This is a genomic window from Caballeronia sp. NK8 (assembly GCF_018408855.1).
Lineage (GTDB): Bacteria > Pseudomonadota > Gammaproteobacteria > Burkholderiales > Burkholderiaceae > Caballeronia.
Window position 1 is genome coordinate 1,483,520 of sequence record NZ_AP024323.1, and the last position, 8,681, is coordinate 1,492,200.

Annotated in this window: 7 protein-coding genes; 3 read left to right on the forward strand and 4 right to left on the reverse strand. The window is 61.6% G+C overall.

Features of this window, described 5'->3' with window-relative positions:
- Positions 1-82 precede the first annotated feature (82 nt).
- On the reverse strand, positions 83-1,285 hold the full coding sequence (locus NK8_RS21550) for a glycine C-acetyltransferase (RefSeq protein ID WP_213229591.1): 1,203 nt from the start codon (positions 1,283-1,285) through the stop codon (positions 83-85).
- Between the two features lie 155 nt (positions 1,286-1,440).
- Between NK8_RS21550 and NK8_RS21555 the strand changes: the two genes are divergently transcribed.
- Positions 1,441-2,043 carry a helix-turn-helix domain-containing protein gene (locus NK8_RS21555; RefSeq protein WP_213229593.1) on the forward strand — a complete coding sequence of 201 codons (603 nt, stop codon included), beginning with the start codon at positions 1,441-1,443 and terminating at the stop codon, positions 2,041-2,043.
- A 157-nt stretch (positions 2,044-2,200) separates the two neighbouring features.
- Here NK8_RS21555 and NK8_RS21560 read toward each other — a convergent pair whose 3' ends face one another.
- Positions 2,201-2,389 (reverse strand): CsbD family protein, encoded by a 189-nt coding sequence (locus NK8_RS21560; RefSeq protein ID WP_061147643.1) that lies wholly within the window; start codon positions 2,387-2,389, stop codon positions 2,201-2,203.
- Between the two features lie 268 nt (positions 2,390-2,657).
- On the opposite strand from NK8_RS21560, the gene NK8_RS21565 reads away from it, so the two are divergent.
- Positions 2,658-3,014 carry a DUF2471 family protein gene (locus NK8_RS21565; RefSeq protein ID WP_162068180.1) on the forward strand — a complete coding sequence of 119 codons (357 nt, stop codon included), beginning with the start codon at positions 2,658-2,660 and terminating at the stop codon, positions 3,012-3,014.
- Between the two features lie 77 nt (positions 3,015-3,091).
- On the opposite strand, the gene NK8_RS21570 is transcribed toward NK8_RS21565, so the two are convergent.
- A complete protein-coding gene (locus NK8_RS21570) occupies positions 3,092-4,507 on the reverse strand; it encodes a DUF2252 domain-containing protein (RefSeq protein WP_213229595.1) in 1,416 nt (471 codons plus the stop codon).
- Between the two features lie 187 nt (positions 4,508-4,694).
- Between NK8_RS21570 and NK8_RS21575 the strand changes: the two genes are divergently transcribed.
- Entirely contained in the window at positions 4,695-5,735 is a 1,041-nt protein-coding gene (locus NK8_RS21575) for a tyrosine-type recombinase/integrase (RefSeq protein ID WP_213229597.1), read from the forward strand.
- A gap of 24 nt (positions 5,736-5,759) precedes the next feature.
- Here the strand turns inward: NK8_RS21575 and NK8_RS21580 are convergent, their stop codons facing one another.
- Positions 5,760-6,959 carry a DNA-binding protein gene (locus NK8_RS21580; protein WP_213229599.1) on the reverse strand — a complete coding sequence of 400 codons (1,200 nt, stop codon included), beginning with the start codon at positions 6,957-6,959 and terminating at the stop codon, positions 5,760-5,762.
- Between the last annotated feature and the right edge of the window lie 1,722 nt (positions 6,960-8,681).

Genomic DNA, 8,681 nt, shown 5'->3' on the forward strand with positions numbered 1-8,681 from the left:
TGGTCTTCGTGGTGCTGCTCCGAAGGACGCGGACTTGTGGCCCGGTCCCCTTGCTTTATGCGCATAAAGTCTGCGGTGGCGCTCAGCGGATGACGCCGAGCGATCGGCCGACGCGCGCGAACGCATCGACCGCGCGATCGATCTGTTCGGCCGTGTGCGCCGCGCTCATCTGCGTACGGATGCGCGCGCGTCCCTTGGGCACCACCGGGTAGGAAAAGCCGATCACATAGACGCCTTCCTCGAGCAACGCATCGGCCATCTTCGAGGCGAGTTGCGCATCGCCAAGCATGACCGGAATGATCGGATGTTCACCCGGAACGAGATCAAAGCCGAGCGATGACATCGCGCGGCGGAAGTGCGCGCCGTTTTCGCGTACGCGCTGGCGCAGGGTCGCACCTTCATCGCTCTCAAGCAGTTCGAGCACTTTCAGCGATGCCGCCGCGATGCTCGGCGCCAACGTGTTCGAAAAAAGATACGGCCGGCTGCGCTGGCGCAACAAGTCGATGATCTCCTGATGCGCAGCGACATAACCGCCCGACGCGCCACCGAGTGCCTTGCCCAGCGTTCCGGTGATGATGTCCACGCGATCGAGCACGCCGCAATGCTCCGGCGTGCCGCGTCCGTTTCCGCCGATGAAACCGACAGCGTGCGAGTCATCGACCATGACGAGCGCGCCGTAGCGATCGGCGAGATCGCAAATGCCCGCGAGGTCGGCGATGATGCCGTCCATCGAGAAAACGCCGTCAGTCGCAATCAGCTTGAAGCGCGCGCCGGCGGCGTCGGCTTCTTGCAACCTGGCTTCGAGATCCGCGAGGTCGTTGTTCTTGTAGCGCAGGCGCCGCGCTTTCGACAGGCGCACACCGTCGATGATGCTGGCGTGGTTGAGTTCGTCGCTGATGATCGCGTCTTCTTCGCTCAGCAGCGTTTCGAACAGACCGCCGTTCGCGTCGAAGCAGCTCGAATAGAGGATCGCGTCATCGGTCTGAAGAAATTGCGCGATCGCGTGTTCGAGTTCCTTGTGGACGGTCTGCGTGCCGCAGATGAAGCGCACGGACGCCATGCCGAAACCGTCGGCGTCGAGACCGGCCTTCGCAGCCTCGATGAGGCGACGATCGTCCGCCAGTCCGAGGTAGTTGTTCGCGCAGAAGTTGAGCACGTCGCTGCCGTTCGCGAGCCGAATGCCCGATGCCTGCGGACTCGCGATCACGCGCTCCGATTTATAGAACCCCGCGGCGCGGATCTCGTCGAGCGTCGAGCGAAGATGGGAGAGGTATCGATCTTTCATCGTAATCCTTGTTCTCGGCCTGCTGCTGCAATCCGCGCTCCGTTGCTCGCGCACGCGGCCCATAGCCCTGTTATAGTGCATCCATCGCATCGGACACGTTCGATATATCGAACCAAATTCCGATATGACGAACACTTTAAGGGATTGGTCGATTCATGGCAAGCACGGGTTCGGAAGGAAAAGCAGGCGACTTCACGGCGACCGGTGCGGCGCCGCCGCGCGTCGGAGAAACGATTCAACGATTACGCAATGAAAGACGATTGACGCTGGACGATCTGTCGCGGGCCGCCGGCGTGTCGAAGTCGATGTTGTCGGAAATCGAGCGCGACAAGGCCAATCCGACCATCGCGGTCGCCTGGAGACTGACCAACGCGCTCGGCATCAGTCTGGATCAGTTGTTCGCGCAACAAAGACCGGTCGAGGCGATCCGCATCGCCGGACCGCACGAAATACCCACGCTGAGCGGCGACAACGGCGGCTATCAGTTGCGCGTGTGGGGCCCGATAGAACTCGCGGGCAAATTCGAGTGGTACGAACTCACGTTGCAATCGGGCGCGGCGCTCACGTCGAACGCGCATGAACCCCGCACCCGCGAACATCTCACCGTCCTGAACGGATCGATTGAAGTGGAGGCCTCGGGGACAACGCGGCGGCTCAAGGCTGGAGAAACGGCGCGCTATGCAGCGGATGAAGCGCACGCGATCCGCAATGTGGGCCGTGCCGATGCCCGAGCATTGCTGGTGGTCGTTCACGGCTGACCGTCAACGCTGACCCCCAGCGCCCGCGCCGCTGCTGCCGACTTTATGCGCAGAAAGTCGGCGCTCGCGAGCGCCCATCATCAAAGAAAAACGGGACGCATGTAACAGCGCGTCCCGTTCGAAGCGGCATCGCCTACGCGTTGCCGTGATGCCCGTGTTACGGGTTCTTCTTGACACTGTCCTTCAGGTCTTCGCGTGCATCACCCACGCCCTTTTGAACTTTGCCGGCCGCCTGCTGCAAATCGCCCTTGGCTTCCTGAGCCTTGTCCCCGGTCATTTTCCCGACGCCCTCGTTGATCTTGCCCTTGACCTGCTTGCCAACGCCTTCTACTTGATCCTTGTTCATCTCAGTTCTCCCGTGGTTTGCGACGCTATGTGGTGGCGCAGTGCCTTCGAACGAACGCCCGAAAGCGTCTGCGCGTTCCGCTCAGGAGATTTCCTAAGCATGGTTCCACGATGCGCTTCGTTCGCCAGCACGCAAAGCGGCGGATGTCTGAAATGCACGTAGGCGGAATCGCACATACACCCAGGTCGAGTAGCGCGACGCTATTTTCATTGCAACAAGTACTGTATGTTTGTACAGTACAATAAGACCAGGTGGGAAGGGGTGAATCATGGAGTCGAACGGCGAAAATCTAAGCAGGAAGCAGTTCTCCCGTGCGGTGCGCGACCTCGAGCGCATCACGCGTCAAGTAGCGGGGCGTTACATCGACCAGGGCGTGCCGCTGACGTGGCGGCTGCTGCATGCCATCGAGGCCGAGGCTGTGGCGGACCTGGGTTTTGCCGGACGGCATGAACCCGCGTTACGCGAATTGTTCGCGCGGCCCGATAACTTTCATTTCCCCGAAACGGACGATGTAGTCGACGTCGCCTGCTCCGACGCCTTGCCAGCCGTGTTCGCCTTCGCGGTCGACGCCTACGAGCGTGCCGCCCGACACGGCCGACCGCAACTCGCCATCGCCGCCCACTGACTGCCCTGCACCCGGCACGCGGTCCGACCCGCGTGCCCCCGCTTCATCGACTTCCAGGCGAATTCAGTCGAATAGCATCAGGGCGCGAAGTCGGCCGCCATGTCCGCATCGGAACGTGCCTGAAGCTTGCCGTCGCGACACGCCGTGCGAAACACCTCGTAGTCCTTTTCCACCTGGTCCGCGTAACCGCGTCCGTAGCGCACCAGCGCTTCGGCCATTCGATCGCTGTTGCCGATATAGCCTGAAATTTCCAGCGCCAGACCGCCCGATTTAGCGTGGGCGCGCGCGAGGGCCCAGCCGCACAGCGCGGCGTATTCGCGAAAGGCTTCGTCGCTGTAGGTTTCGATCTCAGCGGAAATCTTCATGTCGCGCAGCTGGCGGATGTAAAGCGTGCGCCCGAGCGGGCCCGTCGCCCAGCCGAGAAACGGGTCGGTGGCCGCCTGCATCAGACGTTGTCCGTGAACCACGCGCTGGCCATCGTGTTCCGACTCGTTTGTATGTTTCGCGTATCTCGCGACCACCGACGTCGACGCTTCCTTCATTTGCAGGAAGAGCGGCCTGTCGTGGTGGTCGGTCAGCAACAAAACGAGGCAGCGCGTGCCGACACTGCCCACGCCGACGACCTTGAACGCGACATCCTGAAACCTGAACTGCGCCAGCAGCCGCGCGCGTTCCGGCGTCAGCGTCGCGACATAGTCGCGCAACAGCGCCGCGAAAATCTCCTCGCGGCTGCGTTTCAGCGTCATCCAGGTGTCGTTCCCGTCGATCAGCGTGTGCTTGCCGCGAATGTGGAAAACCGCGGGCGGCGCATCGCGGATACGCCATGTGTCGCCGGTTCGATCGGCGAGCTTCGGCAGCATCGTCTCGTGCGTGCGACGCGACGCGCGCTCGATGCCGCGCTTGATGCGCCGCCGGGCGTCGTCGCTCAGTACGGTGTCGTACATGCGGTCGAAGGTGATGCGCTCGTACCAGAGATCGAGCACGCTCATTTCGGCGTACTCGCGCAGATGCGTCTGATAGCTGCGCGCGGCGAAAAACGCGAACTCGTCGGCGGCGAGATCGCCGTGGCCCAGATGGCGTCCGGCGATCGTGAAGCTGGCGACGAGGCGCTTCAGATCCCACTCCCACGGTCCGTGCGCGGTTTCATCGAAGTCGTTGAGATCGAAGATGAGCGCACGCTCGGGCGTCGCGAAACCGCCGAAGTTGGACAAGTGGCAATCGCCGCAAATCTGGATGGCGATGCCGCTGTCCGGGGTCGCCGCCAGATCATGCGCTTGCACAATCGCGCTGCCACGGTAGAACGTGAACGGCGACACGAGCATGCGTCCATAGCGCAATGGAATCAGTGCGTCGACGCGGCCTTTGCTGCTCATTCGCAGGAGTTCGATAGGATCGCGATCCACATCGCCGATCGCCTCGTGTGCGCTGCGCGGCGTGCGCTCGCGCGCGGCGCGTCCGTGCGCGCGGCGTTCCTGCCAGGTTTGCCGGGCCATCGTTCACTCCTCTTTGCGCTTCATGTTTGCGGGTGGAAGGAAGCCGTATAGACGACAGTAGGCGACGACATGCACACCCGGCAAGACAGTTATCGACACTTCGGCGAACGCCATGGCTTGACGACAGGCGTTCGAAGCCCGACCCTGTGCGCAGTGCAATACAGCGCGCAAGGCGCCTTCCGACACCATGCCGAACACTTCCGATCTCTTCGACCAACAGCGCGCCGACTGGCAAGCGGACCCGCACGCCGCGTTCGATGCATGGCTCGCCCAGCAGTCGTTCCGGGCGTCATCGGCGGATGTCTATCGTGCGCAATGGGGCAATTTTCTCGAGTGGCTCGCCGCGAAGCGCGCGACCTTGCATACCGTGCAGCGCCCCGTCATCGAGCAATTCGTCGCGCAACTGGATATTCGTCGTCCGCAGCGCATGCGCTACCTGAGGCTGATCGAACGCGTGCTGGATCACGTGCGGGAAGTGGAATCGGCGGCGACGAACCCGGCGCGCTTCATCGCGCAGGACGGCAACGCCGCGTGGCGCAAAGCGCGCGACAACGAGCCGACCGGTTTTCTCACTCACGACGAACGCGCGCTGCTCGTCGCGCATCTGTTTTCGCCGGTTGGCGCGCTTGCGGCCGGACAGCGCTGGCGCGAGCGGCGCGACCGGGCGCTGGTTGCGGTGTTTCTGGGCGCCGGCGTGAAAACCGGCGAAGCAGCACAGTTGAAGGTCGATTGCTACGCGGCGGGCGCGCCGTACATCACCGTCGACGCGTCGAATCCGCTGCTGATCCGGCAGGCGCGTCTCGCGCCGTTCGCCGTCGAGTTGCTCGACAACTGGATCAGCGAGCGCAAGACGGCGGAGCTCGCGGGCGAACTGCTGTTTCCGGCCGCGCCCTCAGGCCGCCCGATGCACAAGGCGACGATGCTGCGTGCAATCGACGCGGTCGTGGCCGCCTCGGGAATTGCCGCTTCGCGCGTCGCGCGGGCGAGTCCGCAAACTCTGCGCAATACCTACGCGGCGGAGCTGTTCGAAGACGGAACGGACCCCGATCGCGTCGGGCAGTGGCTCGGATTCCAGCAGATGATCTCGGTTCACCGGCTGCATCGCGCGTGGCAGGAATGGATGGGTGAGCAAATACGGGAGCGGGATATCGCTCGGGCGCGCGTCAGCGCGAATCAGGATGCCGACGCGCAGGGTCCAATCGATGATCCCGAAAACGCTCACCTTTGATCGCAAGTTGGCCGCGTCGCCCGGTCACGATGTACTGACGCGAGCGGATCGGACGAATCCGTCGATGGCGGCGAGCTTCGACGACACCGCGCCCGACGTCCGCTCACAGTTCGGGCAGGAGAGTTCGTACTCGTCTTCGTGACGCTGCAACTCCAGTTCACCGAGTTCGCACGCCGGACAGCTGCCGGGCGCGACAACGTGCGCGTCGAGTTGCGTGCCCAGGCCGGCGATCTCGGCGGCGCTCAGGCGTCCTTCCGCTGCAAGCGATGCAACCAGCGCACCAACCTCCGCGCTGGCTCCGGACTGAACGCGCTGTGCGTCGCGCTCGCGAACCAGTGCGTCGATTTCGTCGGACTGGGCACGCACTTGGGACTCGAGGCGATCGGCGCGGCTTCGGGCCGCGCTAAGTTGTTGAATAAAATCAAATTCTTTCTGACCCGCCTCGCGTGCGCCCGCCTGATACGTGGCCGCCATGCCGCGCAAGGAGTCGAGCTCGACCAGCATCGGATGGACGCGCCGTTCTGCTTCCTTGACCGCGTCCTTGATCTGCTGGGCGTAGTGCTCGGCGTTGTGGCGCAGTTCGTCCTGCAATTCGTCGACGCGGTCCCGGAGTCGCGCCGCCGACTCTCGCTCCTGCTGCAAGCGCTCGGATAGCGCCTCGTTTTCCTTTTCCCAGCGAGCGATGACTTCACGCAAGCCGACTTGCGCATCCGATCCCTGGGCGCGCAGGGCCTTGAGTTCGGCCTCGAGTGCTGCAATTCTCGCAGCGCCCGCTTCTGCGCGTCCCTCCGCGCGCTGATGCGCCTGCTCGATTGCCTCGCGGCGTGCGTCCGCGTCGCGAATTTGAGCGCGTGCGGTCTCGATGGCGGCGTCGAGCCGCGACTTTTCCTCGTCCAAGGCAGAGCGTGCTTGCTTTTGAGCCTCGTCATACAGTGCCGCCAGAAGCTCGCCGGCGCGTTCCTGCAAGGCCTCCGGCATCGCGCCAGCATCGACGCGTACGCGCACGGCCGAGCGCAGGCCGGCCCAGAAGGCTTCAATGTCTCGAGGAATATCGCTCGCGCTGCCGGTTTGCGTAAGTTCGCGGACAGTCGTTACGGAAGGACGGACGCCCAGATCGAAGAAAAGGCGTTTGCAGGCGTGCTGAGAGAGATCTTGCCGACGGGCGCCCGAGGCTCGCATCGTTTCGATTTCTTGACGCAGGGTATCGCGGATAGGCTGGTCCATGACGAGCTGATGAGCAGTTCAACATACTAATCATAACGTTTTACGTGATGATCATTACGGATTTCATCGGTCAGAAGCTTTTTGTGTTGTGTTGCGGATGTTCTTACGCCGTTTGTTGATTTCGCCCTGGTGAGCATAAGGCCTTTCGTGAAACATCCTCAGGATATGCTCACAAGCTTCTGATTTCATGCAGATTTTAGCGCGTCTGGATGCCGGTGGTGGTGTTTCACGGGTTTCGCGTGTTTTTCCTTGTTTTCTGCGAAATACGACACCGCTTGAGAGTATTAGAAGTAAACACCCTTGAACCCTTGTTAAAACCGTTAACGCCCGGCGGAACCCTTACTGCGTAAGGGTCTGCGGGCTATTGGGTGAGCTTGTCCGGGAAGCATGGTGAAACTCTACGGGACACACGGGTGATGAGCTTCGGGGAACTTGGTGAGTACTCACGGGAGAAATCGTGAGCGGGTTCGGGAAGCACCAGAAATGCCAAGGTGAGGGAATTCGGGAGGATCGCACCGTCCAGCCATTGCTGGGCGGGAACATCCTTCAGACGTCTCGTCGGCTAATGGTGAGAATGTTCAGGGCGGTCTGACGCCTGTGCTTTGGAACTGAAATCAGGTCGTTTTTACCGAATGGTGAGACTTCGCGGGAGAAGTTCGGGGTATAAGGTGAGGCTTTTCGGGCGTCGAAGCGCCGTCACACCCTGTTTTGGCCGTGTTTGGCGCCAATGGTGAGGCTTTGCGGGAGCAGATGCCGCCAGATTAGCTTTGCGAAGGCCACTCATGGCTCTCGTTCCGCTCCAATTCGGCTGCCTTTACGGTCAAAGGTGAGGGTTTTCGGGGGCCGGAGGATGAATTATCGATTCCGTTTGGTGGTCGATGAACCATAAGAGAAGGTGAGCAAGTTCGGGAAATGCATCGTTCAACCGTCCGGCGTCGGCAGTTGAAACACGCTATTCGCGAACGAAATATCAATTAAAACAGCGACATGGACGGGAGCCGGCAGAGTTGATTGGAGAAAAGGTGAGTAAATTCGGGAGCGGAGCCGACAGCGGGCGTAGCGCCGATGGTGAGATTTTTCGGGATCGGTCTCTCTCGGATCGTCGTGAAGAAAGCGAGATAAGTGCCCGGCGGGCAGCGCTTTTTTAGGCGTTCGCATGGAGTGGTGAATCCTTTCGAGAGTTAAGGTGAGGCTTTGCGGGAGGCAATCAATTGTCCGTAAAACCGACAAAGGTGAGGCTTTGCGGGACTCGAGATACTGAGCGGACGCCTGCACGTTGGCGCGCCGAATAGGGTTCTGAGTGCTTTTGAATGACTTCGGGTGAGACTTTCCGGGATTTCCCCGGTTTGCCGATGACAAGTGAGACGGCGCGTTGCCCGATTTGCACCGCAGAAGCTGCGGCTCCCGCGATTTTCGTCCGCTTTGGCGCTGTATCTCACGCGCCACATCTCGTCGAGCCAGCGAAATTTTTTTCAGGTGAGACTCTTCGGGAGCCGCGTTGGATCATCACGATCAGGGCCAAAACTCGTGCAATCCGTTTACCCGCACGGGCGCTGAATAAATGAGATGGACGCGACGGGTGAGTGGTGAGAGTTTACGGGAACGCACCGCAGTGAGTCTGGACGACTCGCCCGACATCACCCCAGTACGGTGAAGCCGCCCCTATAGACGCGGTTCACCCCTGTCGGTATCCTTGCTCGCAACATCGACCCTGACCATCGC

Bases quoted from the DNA above. Each gene is read 5' to 3' on its own strand.
- NK8_RS21565 (WP_162068180.1), top strand. From the start codon at position 2,658: ATGGAGTCGAACGGCGAAAATCTAAGCAGGAAGCAGTTCTCCCGTGCG.
- NK8_RS21575 (WP_213229597.1), top strand. From the start codon at position 4,695: ATGCCGAACACTTCCGATCTCTTCGACCAACAGCGCGCCGACTGGCAA.
- NK8_RS21550 (WP_213229591.1), bottom strand. From the start codon at position 1,285: ATGAAAGATCGATACCTCTCCCATCTTCGCTCGACGCTCGACGAGATC.
- NK8_RS21555 (WP_213229593.1), top strand. From the start codon at position 1,441: ATGGCAAGCACGGGTTCGGAAGGAAAAGCAGGCGACTTCACGGCGACC.
- NK8_RS21580 (WP_213229599.1), bottom strand. From the start codon at position 6,959: ATGGACCAGCCTATCCGCGATACCCTGCGTCAAGAAATCGAAACGATG.
- NK8_RS21570 (WP_213229595.1), bottom strand. From the start codon at position 4,507: ATGGCCCGGCAAACCTGGCAGGAACGCCGCGCGCACGGACGCGCCGCG.
- NK8_RS21560 (WP_061147643.1), bottom strand. From the start codon at position 2,389: ATGAACAAGGATCAAGTAGAAGGCGTTGGCAAGCAGGTCAAGGGCAAG.